General features: G+C 31.9%; 15 protein-coding genes. 6 read left to right on the forward strand and 9 right to left on the reverse strand.

Annotated features, from left to right (window positions below; genetic code table 11):
- Positions 1-65: 65 nt before the first annotated feature.
- The 5 genes from G0Q09_RS07170 to G0Q09_RS07190 form a co-directional block, all read right to left on the reverse strand.
- Entirely contained in the window at positions 66-1,016 is a 951-nt protein-coding gene (locus tag G0Q09_RS07170) for an FKBP-type peptidyl-prolyl cis-trans isomerase (RefSeq protein ID WP_125349774.1), read from the reverse strand.
- A gap of 41 nt (positions 1,017-1,057) precedes the next feature.
- Positions 1,058-1,489, reverse strand: coding sequence for a DUF8439 domain-containing protein (locus G0Q09_RS07175; protein ID WP_115001825.1), 432 nt, complete (start codon positions 1,487-1,489; stop codon positions 1,058-1,060).
- Positions 1,490-1,698: 209 nt separating this feature from the next.
- The gene (gene dnaX / locus G0Q09_RS07180) at positions 1,699-2,787 is read right to left on the reverse strand and encodes a DNA polymerase III subunit gamma/tau (protein WP_115001827.1); all 1,089 of its coding nucleotides are present in this window, start codon (positions 2,785-2,787) and stop codon (positions 1,699-1,701) included.
- Positions 2,788-2,828: 41 nt separating this feature from the next.
- Positions 2,829-3,182 (reverse strand): SdpI family protein, encoded by a 354-nt coding sequence (locus G0Q09_RS07185; protein WP_219034400.1) that lies wholly within the window; start codon positions 3,180-3,182, stop codon positions 2,829-2,831.
- 61 nt (positions 3,183-3,243) lie between these two features.
- A complete protein-coding gene (locus G0Q09_RS07190; protein WP_219034401.1) occupies positions 3,244-4,122 on the reverse strand; it encodes an IS982 family transposase in 879 nt (292 codons plus the stop codon).
- A 161-nt stretch (positions 4,123-4,283) separates the two neighbouring features.
- Between G0Q09_RS07190 and G0Q09_RS07195 the strand changes: the two genes are divergently transcribed.
- From G0Q09_RS07195 to G0Q09_RS07215, 5 genes are all read left to right on the forward strand, one after another.
- On the forward strand, positions 4,284-6,848 hold the full coding sequence (locus G0Q09_RS07195) for an FtsK/SpoIIIE family DNA translocase (RefSeq protein ID WP_219034402.1): 2,565 nt from the start codon (positions 4,284-4,286) through the stop codon (positions 6,846-6,848).
- Positions 6,849-6,881: 33 nt separating this feature from the next.
- On the forward strand, positions 6,882-7,511 hold the full coding sequence (gene lolA1, locus G0Q09_RS07200) for an outer membrane lipoprotein periplasmic chaperone LolA1 (RefSeq protein ID WP_115001837.1): 630 nt from the start codon (positions 6,882-6,884) through the stop codon (positions 7,509-7,511).
- Positions 7,512-7,514: 3 nt separating this feature from the next.
- The gene (locus tag G0Q09_RS07205; RefSeq protein ID WP_219034403.1) at positions 7,515-8,975 is read left to right on the forward strand and encodes an LptF/LptG family permease; all 1,461 of its coding nucleotides are present in this window, start codon (positions 7,515-7,517) and stop codon (positions 8,973-8,975) included.
- 9 nt (positions 8,976-8,984) lie between these two features.
- On the forward strand, positions 8,985-10,109 hold the full coding sequence (gene ribB, locus G0Q09_RS07210; protein WP_115001841.1) for a 3,4-dihydroxy-2-butanone-4-phosphate synthase: 1,125 nt from the start codon (positions 8,985-8,987) through the stop codon (positions 10,107-10,109).
- Positions 10,110-10,218: 109 nt separating this feature from the next.
- Positions 10,219-11,532, forward strand: a complete 1,314-nt coding sequence (locus G0Q09_RS07215) for a gliding motility protein GldB-related protein (protein ID WP_219034404.1) — start codon at positions 10,219-10,221, stop codon at positions 11,530-11,532.
- A 56-nt stretch (positions 11,533-11,588) separates the two neighbouring features.
- On the opposite strand, the gene G0Q09_RS07220 is transcribed toward G0Q09_RS07215, so the two are convergent.
- From G0Q09_RS07220 to rpsA, 3 genes are all read right to left on the reverse strand, one after another.
- The gene (locus tag G0Q09_RS07220) at positions 11,589-12,548 is read right to left on the reverse strand and encodes an EamA family transporter (protein ID WP_291047227.1); all 960 of its coding nucleotides are present in this window, start codon (positions 12,546-12,548) and stop codon (positions 11,589-11,591) included.
- 62 nt (positions 12,549-12,610) lie between these two features.
- Complete coding sequence (locus tag G0Q09_RS07225; RefSeq protein ID WP_038332665.1) at positions 12,611-13,087, reverse strand: Lrp/AsnC family transcriptional regulator; 477 nt, start codon at positions 13,085-13,087, stop codon at positions 12,611-12,613.
- A gap of 193 nt (positions 13,088-13,280) precedes the next feature.
- Positions 13,281-15,110, reverse strand: coding sequence for a 30S ribosomal protein S1 (rpsA, locus tag G0Q09_RS07230; protein WP_219034405.1), 1,830 nt, complete (start codon positions 15,108-15,110; stop codon positions 13,281-13,283).
- A 241-nt stretch (positions 15,111-15,351) separates the two neighbouring features.
- On the opposite strand from rpsA, the gene G0Q09_RS07235 reads away from it, so the two are divergent.
- Positions 15,352-16,983: an ABC1 kinase family protein gene (locus G0Q09_RS07235; RefSeq protein ID WP_115001849.1), complete on the forward strand. Its 1,632-nt coding sequence runs from the start codon at positions 15,352-15,354 to the stop codon at positions 16,981-16,983.
- A gap of 77 nt (positions 16,984-17,060) precedes the next feature.
- Here the strand turns inward: G0Q09_RS07235 and G0Q09_RS07240 are convergent, their stop codons facing one another.
- Complete coding sequence (locus G0Q09_RS07240) at positions 17,061-18,542, reverse strand: OmpA family protein (protein WP_219034406.1); 1,482 nt, start codon at positions 18,540-18,542, stop codon at positions 17,061-17,063.
- Positions 18,543-18,588 lie beyond the last annotated feature (46 nt).

Consider the following 18,588-nt stretch of genomic DNA (forward strand, 5'->3'; position numbering starts at 1 on the left):
AAAAATTAATCCATAAAAAAAATCCACTCAATTGAGTGGATTTTTTTGTTATATCTAATCGATGATTATTTACCTTGTTGTGCTTGAGCTTCGAATTGTTTTTGTAATTCTTTAATTTGCTCTTCAGATAAACCTTGTCCTCCTTGCGCACCTGGTTGACCTTGTGGCGCTGGTTGACCTTCTTTAAAGTCTACTAATTCTACTTCGAACTCTAATGCTTGGTTTGGTCCAATTTGTCCTCCAGGAGCTCCCATTTCACCGTAACCTAAGTTAGCTGGAATATAGAATTTGTATTTAGATCCTTTAGACATTAATTGTAAACCTTCTGACCATCCTGGAATAACTTGGTTCAAAGGAAATTCTACACCTCCTTTAGCTTCAGGGTTTTTATCTGTACTGTCAAAAGTTTTACCAGTAGCTAAAATTTTACCAGTATATTTTACTTTAACAATACTATTAATGTTTGGTTTAGCACCTGTTCCTTCTTTTTCTACAACATAAACTAATCCAGAAGCAGTTGTTTTAGCACCAGAAGTTTTTTTCTTCTCGTCTACTAATTTTTTAGACTCGTCTGCATTTTTCTTAACCAAGTTTTGTTGGTGATTTTTTGCATACGTATCTAAAATTCCCATTCCCGCTTCTTGTGTAATCAACAATTTTTTGTGACGTACAACATCCATAATCCCTTGAACAATAATATCCTTGTCCATTTGATCTAATTGTTGTTGGTTAATAACCGTCTCAATTTGCTGACCAACTTGTTGACCAATCGCGTAAGATTCTCTACCTTCTTTACCTGCTTTTAAGTAATCGCGGATCCCTTTTTCTAATTGATCGTAGTTGATACTATCAGTTTCAACTAAACGTCCTCCAAGACCTTTGATTTGCTCACCAAGACCAGTTCCGAAAGCATAAGAAGCTTTTTGATCTTCGCTTTCTAATTTGTCTACAGATTTTCCTTTGTTACAAGACACTAACGACGCAACAACAAAAATCCCTAAAAGAACTTTTTTCATTATTTATAAAAATTTATTGCAAGTTTAATAAGAAACTTTCATTAATCATACAAATCTAAACCAAATTCTTCTTTTAATTTTAACAAAATCGGGTTTTTATCTGATAATTTCTCAAATTTTTCTTTGTTTGATAAGATATGATTCGTTGCTTCCTTCTCAGAAAACTTAATTTGAATACTAAAATAGTGATTCTTAAGGAATGCTCTCAAACTATTTCTGATTCGATCACGGTATTCCTCAAATTCTTGTTCCGATGAATGAGAAGTAAATTCGAAAATAATTTCATCACCTTCCAAGCCAAGTTCAGTTGTCATCAAAGCATTATAGGACGGAATATTATGTTCGATTTTTAATCGATCCAAAAATCTTTTCCAGCCTTCTTTTACTTGATCCAATGTAAACTTTTCTCGAGGCAAATCATTTCGTAAAATCTCCTCTTGATGTTCTTCTACTTTTGCTCCAGGCAAAGCCATCTTAAGACTAAACGACGAATTACCATTTGTTCTAATTGGTTTTGAAGCACGCGTATATTCTTTGACTTCTTCTGAAATCGAAGTTTTAACGTGTTGCGTATTTACCTGTTGTGAAGTTTGCCCATTTTGAGGAATAGAATTATTTTGCTGAATTTGAGGAACTTCAATTTTAGAAGTTTGTTGTTCAGAAAAATAAAACGTTGGCGGAACTATCCTATACTTTTTTTTTTAAGCCCGTTTTCTTCTGCCGTTAACGAAGCCAATTGCATCAATGCAATTTCAACTGTTAAACGTGGATTTTTACTCGATTTGTAGTTTAAATCTGCCTCATTACAAATTTCAATTGCTCCAAATAAAAACGTTGCTGAACATTTTTGCGCATGCTCCAAATATTTTGCTTTTATACGCTCTCCTACTTCCAATAAACTTACTGTATTAGCTGTTTTCGCCATTAATAAATCACGAAAATGAGCACCCAAACCACAAATAAATAAATGTGCATCAAAACCTTTGTTCAAAATATCATTCAATTGCAACATCGCTTGCGGAATATCATTTTCCAAACACGCGTCTGTCATCTTGAAATAGTAATCGTAATCTAATACATTCAAGTTTTCTGCTACTGAAGAATAGGTCAAATTTTTATTGGTAAAAGTTGACATTCTATCAAAGATTGACAATGAATCGCGTAACGCACCATCTGCTTTTTGAGCAATCAAATGTAATGCATCATCTTCAAAAGTTACCTGTTCTTTTTCAGCAACATTTTTCAAATGTCCTTTGATATCTTCAACTCCAATTCGTTTGAAATCATAAATCTGACAACGAGAAAGAATCGTAGGAATAATTTTATGTTTTTCTGTAGTTGCCAAAATAAAAATAGCATGCGCTGGTGGCTCTTCTAACGTTTTCAGAAATGCATTAAAAGCAGCTGTTGACAACATATGAACCTCATCAATGATGTAGACACGATATTTCCCTATTTGAGGAACAATACGCACTTGATCGATTAAATTTCTGATATCGTCAACCGAATTATTAGATGCCGCATCCAACTCAAAAATATTGAAAGCAAAATCTTGATCGCCTTCTACTCCATTTTCTTCGTTGATTTTACGTGCTAAAATTCGAGCACATGTTGTTTTTCCAACACCTCTTGGTCCACAAAATAAAAGAGCTTGCGGCAATTGATTTGACTTTATCGCTTGCTCCAAAGTATTTGTAATAGACGCTTGTCCAACTACATCTTCAAAATTTAGCGGGCGATATTTTCTGGCTGAAACAACAAAATTTTCCATACTATTGGCAAATATAATGGTTATAATTTTAAGAATTAAATCTATTCATTTTTTTTAATTTTTTTTAATTTTTTTTCTGTCAAAACGAATGTTAAAAAACAAAAGGTAGTCATACAACCTAGTGAAATAATTGAAGCAAAGATGTAATTTATTTCAAATAAAAGTCCTGATAAGGCAATTAATAAAAAAATTACTCCAAAATAAAACATAATTTTTCTGGAATATTTTTGTGCAAAATTCCAATTCTCAATATTTTTCATTGATAAGTTTGACCTATAACCATATAATGGATTAATATTTTTTGCAGGAAAAATTAATTGTACAATTCCCATAATTATAAATATTAGACCAAATAATAAGGATAAAATAAAAAAAGGGCTTTCTGTATTCATCATAAAAAAAAATTAAATCATCTTAGTCTTTATCATTTTATATAAAATTAACCCGTTGTGCATTTTAAATAATTTGGGTTTTTAGATTATTAATATTTCGATTAAAGTATGTTTTATTAATGTACTGAACCACAGTAAGAGCAGTAATTTTAGCTAAAATTCTGGTTTTAAACCCTTCGAAAGTCTTTGCATAATTTCGTCTAATCATAAACTGATCACATAGTTGAGAAAATAACGTTTCAATTCTTTTTCGATACTTTTTGAATGGACAAAACTGAGGTTTATACTCTTTTTGATTGGATCTTTTCGGTGTTTCTAATCGAATATTAGCTTCATTAAATAAGTCAATTTGAATTGTTTGCGACAAATAACCTTTGTCCCCAAGTAGCAAACAATCATACATTTGAGTTTTAACATCTTTCAAAAAATGAATGTCATGAACAGATGCGGGACTGATATCAATACTCTGGAAAACACCATTTAAAGAACAAATAGCATGAAGTTTATAGCCATAAAAAGACATTTGCTGAGAAGCACAAAAACCTCTATTTGGTGCACTATACTGATGTTCTTTGCAAATTTTCGAGCGATTAATTCTTGCTATTTTACACACTTCCAACGGCATACTATCAACGATGAAACAATTTTCAAATTCATTAAATTCTTTCGCTAATTTGAGGCGAATACTATTAATTTGCTCTGATAATCTACGTTTTCTACGATTGTAAATACTACGCTCAATTTTACAACTTAACGCATTAGGAAGATTTCGAAATAAATGATTTTCACTATCAATACCCATAAATTCAGCTGTTAAGACAAGACTTATGAGTTCTAAATCAAAAAGTTTAGGTCTTCTACGTTGATAAATTAAAAGTGTATCAGTTGATATTTTTCGTAGAACTTCCAATATTCTTTCGTAATTTGCAAGTAAGTTGTTCATTGTAAATGTTTTGTAGTTAAAACAATTTACTGATTTTCAATGAAATGAACAACTTTATTATTTAGTAATCAAAATGCACAACGGGTATAAAATTAAATACTTTTCGTTAGATTCGTACTTTTAGATTTATTATTTTTGCTTCAATTACACTCAACCTTAAAATGGCTATAAAAAACACACAGGAAACACCAAAAACTCCTAAAAAACAAATCGTCAAAACAATTATAGGTATACTGTTTTTAGTAATCGGTTTATTACTATTAGCTTCGTTTATTTCTTATTTTTTTAATGGTTTTATGGATCAGAGCCAAATCTCTGATTTATTAGATAAAAGTCAAACCGCCGAAAATATTTTCGGGAAGTTTGGCGCATTATTAGGTGAAACATTCATTTTGCAAGGAATCGGAATTGTTTCATTTTTTGTCCCAGTCTTCTTTATTCTCTTAGGAGTTAAAGTTGCTACAAATTGGAAAAAAATTAAGCCTTTCACAACGCTTTATCAAAGCATTTTCTTCATGATTTGGTTGCCAATATTTTTTGGTTGTATTTTACCAACTCAACACATGTTTTCTGGCGTAATGGGATTTGAAATTAATGATTTCCTAAATAGCTTTATTGGTAAATGGGGTGTAATTTTATTGCTTTTCGTTAGTTTATTGATTTATTGTGTCATTCATTTCCGAATGACGTATCAATCTATCCAAGAAAAAATGGAAGAACGTGCGAAACAAAAAGAAATTGAGCGCATAGAAAAAGAGCAAGAAAAAATCAAGAGAGAACAGCTTGAATTAAGAAAACGTAAGGAAAAAGAAGAACAAGAAAAGATAAATAAATTCAATCAAGATGCTGAAAAGCAACAAGAAGATAGTTTATCGCAAGAATTAGAATTGATAGAACAACAAGAGAAAGAAGCAATTCAATCTCATAAAGTAAATCCAAACGAAGCATTTCATCAAGAATTTAAAATTAATCAACCAAAAGAGGAAGAAACAATCGAAGAAACTCCACTTAATATTACAGAATTAGTGGTTGAAGATTTGGCAGATGATGAGGAAGAAAATAATCAAGTAGATTTTTTATCAATTAATGATGAAGAAAATTTAGAAACAGAAATTCAACCAACTCAAAACTCTTCTGAAAATGGATTAGAATTAAAAGTTCAAAACGTTGATGAAGAAGAAGAATTTGAAGCGACTTCTGCTCGATTGGTACAAGAGCAAGGTGAATACAATCAACGTTTAGATTTACCAAATTATCAATTTCCTCCTATTTCATTGTTAAAAAAATATGACAACGGAAATACGTTAATTGATCAAAAAGAATTAGAAACGAACAAAAATAGAATTGTCGAAACCTTAGGAAATTACGGAATCGGAATCGATGAAATTTCAGCAACAATCGGTCCTACAGTTACTTTGTATGAAATTGTACCAAAAGCTGGTGTTCGTATTTCTAAAATCAAAAATCTTGAGGACGATATTGCTTTAAGTTTGGCTGCGCTTGGTATCCGTATTATTGCGCCGATTCCTGGAAAAGGAACAATTGGTATCGAGGTTCCAAATTCTAATCCTTCGATGGTTTCTATGCATTCGGTTATTGCCTCACAAAAGTTTCAAAATGCTGATATGGAATTGCCAATTGCTTTCGGAAAAACAATTACGAACGAAACCTTTGTTGCCGATTTAGCAAAAATGCCTCACTTGTTGATGGCTGGTGCAACTGGACAAGGTAAATCGGTTGGTTTGAATGCAATTATCGCTTCGTTAATCTATAAAAAACATCCATCTGAATTAAAATTTGTGATGGTCGATCCGAAAAAAGTTGAGCTTACTTTATATTCAAAAATCGAGCGTCATTATTTAGCAAAATTACCAGATTCGGAAGAAGCAATTATCACAGATAATACAAAAGTAATTAACACGTTAAATTCACTTTGTATTGAAATGGATGATCGTTACGAATTATTGAAAAATGCTTTCGTTCGAAATATCAAAGAATATAACGCGAAGTTCAAACAACGTAAATTAAATCCAGAAGCTGGTCACAGATTCTTACCATATATTGTATTAATCGTGGATGAGTTTGCAGATTTGATTATGACAGCTGGTAAAGAAGTTGAATTACCGATTGCTCGTTTAGCTCAGTTGGCTCGTGCTGTTGGTATTCACTTGATTGTTGCAACTCAACGTCCGTCTGTAAATGTGATTACAGGAACAATTAAAGCCAATTTCCCAGGACGTGTCGCTTTCCGTGTAACTTCAAAAATCGATTCGAGAACGATTTTAGATTCGCAAGGAGCCGATCAATTAATTGGTAAAGGTGATATGTTGTACACCACTGGAAACGAATTAATTCGCTTACAATGTGCGTTTGTTGATACACCAGAAGTCGATAAAATCACCGAATTTATTGGTGAACAACGTGGTTATCCAGATGCAATGCATTTACCAGAATATGTTGGTGAAGAAGGTGGATCTAATTTAGATATTGATTTATCTGATCGTGATGTACTTTTTGAAGATGCTGCACGATTAATTGTAATGAATCAACAAGGTTCCGCGTCTTTATTACAACGAAAATTAAAATTAGGATATAATCGCGCCGGACGATTAATTGATCAATTGGAAGCTGCTGGAATTGTTGGTCCTTTCGAAGGAAGTAAAGCAAGACAGGTATTGATACAAGATGACATGAGTTTGGAACAGTTGTTGAATAATTTGAACTAAAATTTATTAAAAACAGATAGAAAATTAAATTGTATGAAAAAGATTATCTATTCTTTCATACTCTTATTAGTAGGGGTTGGAACATTAAACGCTCAATCAGCAAAACAAATCTTAGACAAAGTTTACGCTAAATATACCAACGCAAACTCGTATTACATCAAATTTGATTTTAGCCATAATGCAAATGGAAAATCAACAAGTCGTTCGGGAGAAGTTTTTGCAATGAAACAAAAATTTAACTTGAATGTAGGCGATATCAACCAAATTTTCACAGGAACTAAATTATATACAATTGCAAAAGATGACAAAGAAGTAACTATTTCTGATGCATCTAACACAGATGATTTCTTAACACCAACTAAAGTTTTGAACACGTATCGTACTGATTTCAGCTACGCCTTAACAGATAAAAAAACGGTTGGAGGAAAAACAATTCAGTATATAAAATTAACGCCAACTAAAACTTCTACAATCAAATATTCGGTTTTAGGAGTCAATACAGCGAATAATGAAATCTACGATTACAAGGAATATGGTAAAAATGGTGATACAACATCAATCATTGTAAAAGATTACGTTCAAAATTTACTTATTCACAAAAGTTACTTTAACTTTGACCAAAAGAAATATAAGTCGCAAGGCTATATGATTACTCAATTATAATCAATGTTAAAAAAACTTGACTGGTATATAATCAAGACCTTTTTAGGTCCATTTTTTTTCATATTTAGTGTTCTATTTTTCATCTTTATCGTGCAATTTGCATGGCAACAAATGGAAAAATTTGTTGGAAAAGGTTTAGAATGGTACACTATTACCGAATTACTTTTTTGGTTAGGAATTAACGTTATTCAGCTTGTATTACCGCTTACAATCCTTTTGGGGTCTATCATGACCATGGGAGGTTTTGGAGAACGATACGAATTAGCTGCAATGAAAGCGTCTGGAATTTCACTTACCAGAATCCTTGCACCATTGTTTACGTTAGTTGCTTTAATGTCTGTCGGATTGTATTTTTTCGGGGACAAAGTAATGCCTTATTCCCAACAAAAAGCGCGAACAATGTACTTCAATATCTTACAAACCAAACCAACGGTAAGTATGAAAGAAGGCGTTTTTATCGAAACCGTTCCAGGATTTCAGATGAAAATAAATAAAATTTCGGGTGAAAATTCAGAAAAATTAGAAGATGTTTTTGTTCATCAAAATGCACCGTTTGGTGAAAATACGATGACAATTATTTCTAAAAGAGGAAATCTTGCGCCAGACAAAAACGATAATCATTATCTAAAAATGGAACTTTTTGATGGAATTGCTTATACCGATAATATCAAAAATAAAAACTTTGATCAACGCAAACGTCAAGAAAATCAATATACTAAATTTGATACATTAAACTATTATATTGACATTTCGGATATTTTAAATTCTGGTAAAGACGAAGACCCAGGAAACTCTTATAAATATTTGGACGGAAAAGGTTTAAGACATCTTATCGATTCATTAAATACAGATTATAAGAAGTATTACAAAGATTTGAAAACGAATATGTTTAATCAAAACTATTTCTATTCAATCAAAATAAAAGATATTGATACGGTAAAAACAAATATGATTTTTGACTTGAAAAAGCGAAATCGCCAAGAACAAGATCAAGTGCTTAATCAAGCTATACAAATGGTAAATCGTGATCAAGAAAATATGACGTTTTCTGAACAAGAAATTGTAAACAGAGAAAAATTATATTCAAAAGTAAATATTCATTACCAACGAAATTTCTCGTATGCAGTAACGTGTATTATTTTCTTTTTGATTGGATCATCATTAGGTGCAATCGTAAAAAAAGGAGGAATCGGAATGCCAGTTGTCATCTCAATTATCATTTTCGTTATTTATTTCATCCTTAATTTCTCTGCGGAAAATATGGCGAAAAACGGAAAATTAGATCCAACTTTTGCCGCTTGGGCAGCTAATATTATTGCGCTTCCGTTCTCTATTTTGTTTAGTTACAAAGCCAATCAAGATTCTGGATTATTTGACATCAGTATTTACGTTGATCCAATTGTAAGATACTTTAATAAGTTTAAGAAAACAAACAAAAACGAGGAGCATTCTCGTTATCAATAACATAAAACAATGGAAAATAGATCATCTCAATTAAACACAATTGAAGAAGCTTTAGAAGATTTAAAACAAGGAAAAGTTATCATTGTAGTTGACGATGAAGATCGTGAAAATGAAGGAGATTTCCTATGTATCGCCGAATTTGCAACGCCAGAAGTCATCAACTTTATGGTTACGCACGGACGCGGATTAGTTTGTACACCACTTACACAACAAAGATGTAAAGCATTAGGTTTAGATCTTATGGTTGGACACAATACTGCAATTTACGAAACTAATTTTACGGTTTCTGTGGATTTACAAGGTCACGGATGTACGACAGGAATTTCGGCTTCGGATCGTTCTAAAACTATTCAAGCTTTAATTGACGAAAATACAAATCCAGATGATTTAGGAAAACCAGGACATATTTTCCCTCTTATAGCAAAAGATGGTGGAGTTTTGGTTCGCATGGGACATACAGAAGCTGCTGTTGACTTAGCTCGCATGGCGGGACATTATCCTGCTGGATGTATTGTCGAAATCTTGAAAGAAGATGGAGAAATGGCTCGTTTGCCAGAATTGTTAGAGATTGCGAAGAAATTTGATCTTAAAATTGTTTCGATTGAAGATTTGATTGCTTACCGATTAGAAAATGAATCCTTGGTAAAACGTATCGAGCAATTTCCTGCAAAAACAAGATTCGGAGAATATGAATTAATCGCTTATCAACAAACAACAAATAATCAAGTTCACTTCGCTTTGAAAAAAGGAAAATGGACAAAAGATGATGTAGTTCCAGTTCGTGTAAAATCGACAAATAGCTACTATGATTTGTTTAGCGCTTTACAAAACGGCGAAACACCATTGTTAGAAAAAACAATGAACATCATCAATGAAGAAGAAAAAGGTGTTGTAATTTTTATTAATAACATTCAAAGTTCTGAGTTGATTGAACAAAAATTAGAGATTTTCAAAAGTTTTTCTGAAGGAAAATCTAAATCAGGTGTTTTACCAGCCGATGAAAAAGATCACGGAATTGGCTCTCAAATCATCAAAGATTTAGGCATCCAAAAAATGAATTTGATTACACGCACTTTAGAAGAACCACATACGACGCAATACGGTTTGGAAATTGTAAAATGCACTAAATTGTAAGAAATAATTCATCACAATATACAAAAGCAGTTCTGAGAAGAGCTGCTTTTTTTTTTTGAATCATTTTGTAACTTTTTGATTAAATTGACATCTCATATAAAAACACAATATGCAAAATAAAACTTTAGCTTTAATATTTTTTATTCTTACGAGTATTTCATTTGGACAAAATTCAATAGCTAATAAAATTTACACTTCTGATATAGATAATTTCTGGATAGCTTTTGATAGTATTCAAACTACAAATAATTATTCACAAAAAATAAAATTCATTAATACTTTATACATTGATAAAGGGACAAAAGGTTTAAAATCCTTTATGAAAGTAAGAGATTATAATGATACTCTTTATATTAAACTTATTGATAATTATCCTAAGTTTTGGAATTCTATTAGACCTAATACACTTACCATAAAAAATAAAACAAAAGAATTAACTAAAGCTGTAAAAAAACTAAAAAAACTATATCCTGAGCTAAAAGAAGGAGAAATGTATTTTACAATTGGTGGCTTGCGTTCAGGTGGAACTTTATATGAAAATATGGTTTTAGTTGGTTCTGAAATCGCTACAGGAATTCCAAAAACAGATGTTTCAGAATTTGAAAATGATTGGCTAAAAAATGTTTTTGCGAAGCAATCACTTGATAATATTATTTCACTAAATATTCATGAATATGTACACACACAACAAAAACCAAATGAAAACAACTCATTATTACACCATACCCTAAAAGAAGGTTCGTGCGATTTTATTACAGAGCTTGTTTTAGGAGAACCAATTGAAAAACAATATATTTTTTATGGAAAACAGCACTTCGATGATTTGAAAAAACAATTTAAAGAAGAGATGTTTATAGATGATTTTTCAAATTGGTTATACAATGGAGGACAAAAGGGTGAAGCTGCTGATCTGGGATATTTTATTGGATATGAAATATGTAAATCATATTACAATCAAGCTAAAAATAAAAAACAAGCGATAAAAGATATTATTGAACTGAATTATCAAGATGAAAAAGAAGTTGAAAATTTTCTAAGAAAATCTGGTTTTTACGAAGAAGGTTTTGATAAAGATCAATTAATAAAAGAATACGAAAAAAAACAACCTTATATCATAAAAATTGAGCCTTTCGAAAATGGTTCAACAAATATAGATTCATCTATCAAAGAATTTAAAATTATATTTTCTAAACCAATGAATCCAAAAGAATATTCAATAAGATTCTCAAAAAAAGGAAAAGAGTATAGTCCTAAGTTTACAAAAATCAATTTCTCTAATGATAACACTACATTCGTAATAACTATGGAATTAACTCCAACTAAAGAATATGAATTTGTAATTTCAAATGGTTTCAAATCAGAAGATGGCTACCCATTAAAATTAGACAACAATGAATTAATTATTAATTTTAAAACTCAATAATACAAAAAAAGCTTCTCGAAATCGAGAAGCTTTCTTATTAATAATCATCATAATATTTAATGCGCATAATGTTTACGAGAAACAAAATGCAGAATTTTTTGAACTAATTTCGTGTTTTTGTATAAATTCCAATTCATTAATAAAACACTGAACAAAATTACTGCCAAACCATAAATCTGCAAATGAGTTACGACATCATCTGTAAAAAAATAACTCAATGCAACGGCTACAATAGGGTTTACATACGCATATGTAGAAACTTCTACAGCTGGACGATATTGTAACAACCAAACGTAAGAACCAAAAGCAAGAATAGAGCCAAAAGTTGTTAAATAAACCATTGCCAACCAATCTTCTGTCACTACATTCGCAAAATTGAAATTAGCATATTCTCCATTGAAGATTGCAACTGTATTAAACAAAACACCAGCAGTAATCATTTGCCAAGCCGTTTTGACCATGATGTTCAAATCTTCTTTTGGCTTTGTAACTTCTTTTTTCTGCTTTTCTGTTACATATTTTGAATACAAAGAACCTAACGTCCAAGCAATCGAACAAAAGATCAGAACAATCAACCCAATCATATTTAAGAACTGCTGATCTGCATCTGCGTGCACAGTGATTGTTTGTTCATAGAATAACATCAAAACTCCAACAAAACCTAACAAAACACCTAAAATCGTAGGAATACTTGAAAAATTTTGTTTCCATTTCGGTTTATCTAACACAATAAACCAAATTGCTGCCGATGCTGCCATAATTGCAACAATTCCACTTGGTAAAAATTGTTCGGACCAAATAATCCCAGCCATATCAATAAACAACAACATAAAACCTGTAAACATACATTGTTTCACTATTTGTTTATCCCACAGCTTGTAACCTTTCAATTTACAATATCCCATCAACATTGTGCTCGCCGCAATAAAGCGAAACGAACCCAAAATAAACGGACTAAAACCATGCAAAGCCTTATCTATAAAAAAATAAGTTGATCCCCAAACTACATAAACCACGAAATACGCTGCAATAATCAGTCACTTACTTGGTTGATTCCCTTTCATTCAATCTCTATTTTTTAAATCGTTGGTATAACGATATTTTGTTCTTCTTTTATTGTTTGTAAAACTATAGTTGTACGCGTAGAAGTGATTCCGCCAATTTTACTCAAATGTTTGCGCATCAATTCCACCAAACCTTCGTTATCAGAAGTTCTCACTTTGATTAGATAACCATCTTCTCCAGCAATATCATGAACCTCTAAAACTTCTGGAATTTCGGCAAGTTGTCTTCCTACTGTTTCATCGCCGATAATATCTACGGTCTTGATAAACATATACGAAAGTAATTTTTGTCCAACTGCCACTGGATTTATTTTTGCGTGATAAGCCAAAATAACTTGCTTATTTTCAAGCTTTTTCACACGTTCTAATATTCCAGAAGGTGCCATTCCCAATTCTCTTGCGATATCTGCATTGTTAATGCGTGCATTATCTTGCATTAATCGCATGATTTTCAAATCAGTAGCATCTAAATTAAATTCTATCTTTTCCATTTCGACTGCAAAATTAAGATTATTTTGAATAATATTCAAAAAATATATTAAAAATTGTATCTTATTCTTGATATTATTTTAAACTGTAAATTAAATTCATTTTAAATTCCAGAAAAAACATCTTTATTCAAAAGAAAAGGCTGCTCAAAATTGAGCAGCCTTTCTATTATTTTAAAAAATTTCGGTTAGAGAATTAGTTTCCTCCTTCTTCCATTTTCTTTTTCAATGCAGCTAATTCATCGATATCTCCTAAAGTAGAAGTTTCGATTGTATTAGATGAATTGTTGTTGTTATTGTTGTTAGATGATCTCTCAGCTTTAACTTCTTCCTCACGGAAAGTTGCTGTATGAGAAACTACTACACGACGGAATTCTTTGTTGAACTCGATAACTTTGAAAGATGTTTCTTCACCTTTTTTGATACGAGATCCGTCTTCTTTCTCTAATGTACGAGCTGGAGCGAAAGCTTCAACGTCAGCATCTTCGAATTGAACTGTAGCACCTTTGTCAAATACATCAACTGCAACTCCTGTGTGAACTGTACCTACTGCATATTTAGCTTCGTACTGATCCCATGGGTTTTCAGTTAATTGTTTGTGACCTAAAGATAAACGACGAGCTTCTACGTCTAATTCTAAAACTACTACGTCTAAGATATCATCAACTGCACAGAATTCTGATGGGTGTTTGATTTTCTTAGTCCAAGATAAGTCAGAAATGTAGATTAATCCGTCAACACCTTCTTCTAATTCTACGAATACACCGAAGTTAGTGAAATTACGAACTTTACCTTTGTGAGTAGAACCTACTGGGTATTTAGTTGTAATATCTGTCCAAGGATCTGGAGTTAATTGTTTGATACCTAAAGACATTTTTCTTTCTTCTCTATCTAAAGTTAAAACTACTGCTTCAACCTCATCACCTACTTTTACGAAATCTTGAGCAGAACGTAAGTGAGTAGACCATGACATTTCAGAAACGTGGATTAAACCTTCTACACCTGGAGCAACCTCAACGAATGCACCGTAGTCAGCTAAAACAACTACTTTTCCTTTAACTTTATCACCAACTTTGATATCAGCATCTAAAGCATCCCATGGATGAGCTTCTAATTGTTTAATACCTAATTGGATACGAGATTTATCTTCGTCGAAATCTAAGATTACAACGTTGATTTTTTGTCCATCTTCTAAGATTTCAGATGGGTGGTTGATACGAGACCAAGATAAGTCAGTAATGTGGATTAAACCGTCAACACCTCCTAAGTCTACGAATACACCGTAAGATGTGATGTTTTTAACTTCACCTTCTAATACTTGTCCTTTCTCTAATTGAGCAACGATTTCTTTTTTCTGAACCTCGATATCAGCCTCGATTAACGCTTTGTGAGAAACTACTACGTTTTTGAATTCTGGGTTGATTTTAACAACTTTGAACTCCATAGTTTTTCCTACGAATTGTTCGTAATCACGGATTGGTTTAACATCGATTTGAGAACCTGGTAAGAAAGCTTCAATTCCGAATACGTCAACGATCATACCACCTTTAGTACGAGCTTTGATGTAACCGTTAACGATTTCTTGAGAATCGTGTGCTTTGTTAACAGCATCCCATGCATTTAATGTACGAGCTTTTTTGTGAGATAAAATTAATTGTCCATTTTTATCTTCACGTTGATCAACCATTACTTCAACGATATCCCCAACTTTCAAGTCTGAGTTGTAACGGAATTCGTTTAATGAAATAACACCTTCTGATTTGAAGTTGATGTCAACGATAGCTTCTTTATCTGTAATACGTACAACTTGTCCTTTGAATACTTCATTCTCATGTAAGTCTTCTAAAGTTGTATCGTACATTTGCTCTAATTCAGCTTTTTCTTTACGATCTTCTTCGTTTAATCCTGATTCGAAAGATTCCCAATCAAATGATTCTGGAGCTACGTTTGCATTAGCAGACGCATCTAATACTGGAGTGTTTAATACAACTTCTTGTACTTCCTCTTGTTTTGTTTCTTTAGACATAATTCTAAAAATTTGTATCTCAATCTATTTTATTTCGGAATCTTCAAATGCAAATAAATGACCGAGAGATGTTTAACTTAATAATTAATCGCTTGATTCCTAAACCATTTTAGCGAGTGCAAAGATAAACAATTATATTTTAATATTTGGAATAATTTTAGATTCAACTCAAAGAAATTTAAGATTTTATAAAGAAATTACACACTTGTTTATTCGTAACTTGTAATCGAATCTCAACTTTATGGATAGTCTAAAGAAAATAAAACGATTTTCTAAAATCGTAAAAGTCGTTTCTAAATATGGTTTTGAAGAAATTCTTTCTCGCGGAAATGATTTGTTTCATTCTGATCACAATACCGAATTTTTCAACCAATCATTCAATCAACGTTTCCGAATGGCTTTGGAAGAACTTGGTCCGACCTATATAAAATTTGGACAATTATTGAGTAATCGTAAAGATTTGGTTCCTGAATCTTTGGTTGAAGAACTAAAAAAATTACAAGATAATGTTCCGCCAGAAGAAATTGACATCAAACAAAAAATTAGAGATGAATTTGGAATAGAACCAGACGAACATTTTCTTTTTATAGAAGAACAACCTTTTGCTGCTGCAAGTATTTCGCAAGTTTATCGTGCCACTTTGTTGAATGGAGAAAAAGTTGTTTTCAAAGTAAAACGATCTAATATTCAGAAAATAATTGAATCAGATTTAGCCCTGATTCGAGACATTGTTCATTTTTTGGAAAAAAAATATGAGAAACTTCAAAAATTATTCATTTCTGAAATCGAAAAATCATTTGAAAATTCAATTCTGAAAGAACTTTCATTAACCAATGAATTTCAGAACATCGAACGTTTCAGAAAAAATTTCGAGAATAGTAAAGATGTTTATGTTCCGAAAACATATGAAGATTATTCGAACAACAATTTTCTTTGCATGGAATTCATAGTAGGTTTCAAGGTAAATGATGTTGAACAGTTAGAAGCTTTAGGAGTTGACCCGAAAAAAATCGTACAGAAAGGTTTTGATATTTATTTGAAACAATTACTTGATGATGGATTTTTTCATGCTGATCCACATCCCGGAAATATTTTTATTTTAAAAGATGGACGACTTGCTTTTATAGATTTTGGTTCGATGGGAATTTTAGCCATCAACGAAAAAGAGGCTTTAGAAAATGTTGTAATTGATTTTGGATTAAAAAATCCGAAACGAATTGTTCGTTCACTCAAAAAAATGGCGATTAAACATTATATCGAGAACGAAAAACAATTGGAACGTGACATTGCAGATATTTTTGATTATTTAGAATACAATACCGTTGATACAATAGAAGTTCAAATCATCATTAAGAAATTCAACAATATTCTACAGCGAAATCATGTTTTATTACCCGAATATGTTTATATTTTACTACGCGGAATTGCGCTTATAGAAGGAATTGGACAACAATTACACGCTGATCTTAATGTCCAACGCTCGATGCGTCCTTATGCCGTAAAATTGGCTCGACAAAAATTTCATCCTAAATATTTGAGTAAAAAAGCAATTGATAATTTTAAAGATATTCAGGATTTAATCAACGATTTACCAGAAGATACCTTGAAATTAATCGAAAAAGTAAACAATGATAAATTGGCTTTAAACTTTAAGATTGATCAAATAGGTAATATTCAGAAATTAATAAAAGACAGCATTAATAAACTGGTTTTAGCGATACTTACTTTAGCTTTTGGAATTGGAGCAAGTATGTTAGCTAATACAACTGTTCGTCCTGTGATTCTAGACATGCCACTACTTTCTTGGATTGGTTATTTATTATCTATCTTTACAGCTGGATGTATTATTATATTAGTTTTTAGAAAGAAATAATAAAATTAAAATTAATAAAAATAAAATAGCCACCTCAATGAGGTGGCTATTTCTATTGTAAGCTATTCAAAGAATTATTATTTCTTTTTTGTAGCTGTTTTTTTGATAACTTTTGTTTCAGTTACTACAGCTGTTCTAGGTAATACCTCAACACGTCTGTTTCTTTGGTAACACTCTTCAGTGTTTTCAGTACATAACAATTGAGATTTTCCTAATCCACGAGCAGTTAAACGAGACTTATCAACTCCACCTCTTTCAGCTAAAATATTAACTAATGCTTGAGCACGTTTTAAAGATAATGTTTTGTTATAAGCGTCTTTACCTCTTTGGTCAGCATGTCCGTCAATGTAGAAGCTTTTTTCTTTTAAATCATCAGAATTTAAAATTTGAGCAGCTACACGTACATCTTCGTAAGAAGAAGGAACAATTTTATCAGAGTTGTATTCGAATAAAATATTAGATAAACGTTTTGCTACGTGAACTTCAGTCCATGGACATCCGTTATTTTCTTTTGGTCCTGGTACAGTTGGACAAGCATCATCTGGATCTGGAATACCATCACCATCTGTATCTGGACAACCTTGGAATTGAGGTAAACCTGGTACATCTGGACAAGCATCGTCTTTATCAGGAACACCATCACCATCTGTATCTGGCCAAGGACAACCGTTGTTTTCAGCTGGTCCTGCAACTTCTGGACATTCGTCTAAGTTATCTGGAATACCATCACCGTCTGTATCTGGACAACCTTGGAATTCAGCTAAACCTGGTACAGTTGGACAAGCATCATCTGGATCTGGAATACCATCACCGTCTGTATCTGGACATCCATTGAATTCAGCTAAACCTGGTACATCTGGACAAGCATCTACGTCATCTGGAATACCATCTTTATCTCTATCAGGTCTTCCGAAACGGAAAGTAACACCTACAGTATGTTGGAAGAAGTTAAAGTAATCTTTTCCACCGTAAGTTGGTAACCAGTTGTAATCAGAAGCAACGTTTAAACCGAAGTTTTTAGTCAACCAAAAGTTGATACCTACTCCTAAGTTTAAAGCTAAGTGATTTTTCTCTAAATCCTCTTCTTTTTGGAATTGGTATGCATTACCATTGTTATCGTAAGCAGTTAAAGGATTAGTTAAACTAGTGTAATCATATCTGTGGTAGCTAGCACCCCCACGGATATATGGATCAAACCAAGAATCTTCTTTTAAGATATAACCATTAGCTAACTTATAACGTAAACCTAAACCAGCATTGATGAATAATTCATCTTTAACACGTAATCTGTTATTGTCAACTTCACCTACAGAAGCAGTTAAATCAACATCAAAAGATCTGTTTAAGTTACGGATGATAGATAATTTAGATAAAGGAGGAACAATATCCCAATTATCTGTTTTGAAATACTGGTTGAATGGTCCAGTGATCGAGTTGTGATCAACTGCGTGAGCACCAACTGTCATTGCCCAAGGATTCTTAGAATTCTGAGCATCTACAAAAGAATTACCCGCTAGGAATAATACTACTGCAGATAATAATAGATTAAACTTTTTCATTATCAAATATTTAGCGTTTTAAATATATTAAATTTTACTTAATTTT

The organism is Empedobacter falsenii (genome assembly GCF_019308355.1).
In the GTDB taxonomy this organism is placed as follows: Bacteria; Bacteroidota; Bacteroidia; order Flavobacteriales; family Weeksellaceae; genus Empedobacter; species Empedobacter falsenii_B.

What these genes read in the sequence shown, in the direction of transcription:
- G0Q09_RS07170 (WP_125349774.1), bottom strand. Translation starts at nt 1,016, where the DNA reads ATGAAAAAAGTTCTTTTAGGGATTTTTGTTGTTGCGTCGTTAGTGTCT.
- G0Q09_RS07175 (WP_115001825.1), bottom strand. Translation starts at nt 1,489, where the DNA reads ATGGCTTTGCCTGGAGCAAAAGTAGAAGAACATCAAGAGGAGATTTTA.
- dnaX (WP_115001827.1), bottom strand. Translation starts at nt 2,787, where the DNA reads ATGGAAAATTTTGTTGTTTCAGCCAGAAAATATCGCCCGCTAAATTTT.
- G0Q09_RS07185 (WP_219034400.1), bottom strand. Translation starts at nt 3,182, where the DNA reads ATGATGAATACAGAAAGCCCTTTTTTTATTTTATCCTTATTATTTGGT.
- G0Q09_RS07190 (WP_219034401.1), bottom strand. Translation starts at nt 4,122, where the DNA reads ATGAACAACTTACTTGCAAATTACGAAAGAATATTGGAAGTTCTACGA.
- G0Q09_RS07195 (WP_219034402.1), top strand. Translation starts at nt 4,284, where the DNA reads ATGGCTATAAAAAACACACAGGAAACACCAAAAACTCCTAAAAAACAA.
- lolA1 (WP_115001837.1), top strand. Translation starts at nt 6,882, where the DNA reads ATGAAAAAGATTATCTATTCTTTCATACTCTTATTAGTAGGGGTTGGA.
- G0Q09_RS07205 (WP_219034403.1), top strand. Translation starts at nt 7,515, where the DNA reads ATGTTAAAAAAACTTGACTGGTATATAATCAAGACCTTTTTAGGTCCA.
- ribB (WP_115001841.1), top strand. Translation starts at nt 8,985, where the DNA reads ATGGAAAATAGATCATCTCAATTAAACACAATTGAAGAAGCTTTAGAA.
- G0Q09_RS07215 (WP_219034404.1), top strand. Translation starts at nt 10,219, where the DNA reads ATGCAAAATAAAACTTTAGCTTTAATATTTTTTATTCTTACGAGTATT.
- G0Q09_RS07225 (WP_038332665.1), bottom strand. Translation starts at nt 13,087, where the DNA reads ATGGAAAAGATAGAATTTAATTTAGATGCTACTGATTTGAAAATCATG.
- rpsA (WP_219034405.1), bottom strand. Translation starts at nt 15,110, where the DNA reads ATGTCTAAAGAAACAAAACAAGAGGAAGTACAAGAAGTTGTATTAAAC.
- G0Q09_RS07235 (WP_115001849.1), top strand. Translation starts at nt 15,352, where the DNA reads ATGGATAGTCTAAAGAAAATAAAACGATTTTCTAAAATCGTAAAAGTC.
- G0Q09_RS07240 (WP_219034406.1), bottom strand. Translation starts at nt 18,542, where the DNA reads ATGAAAAAGTTTAATCTATTATTATCTGCAGTAGTATTATTCCTAGCG.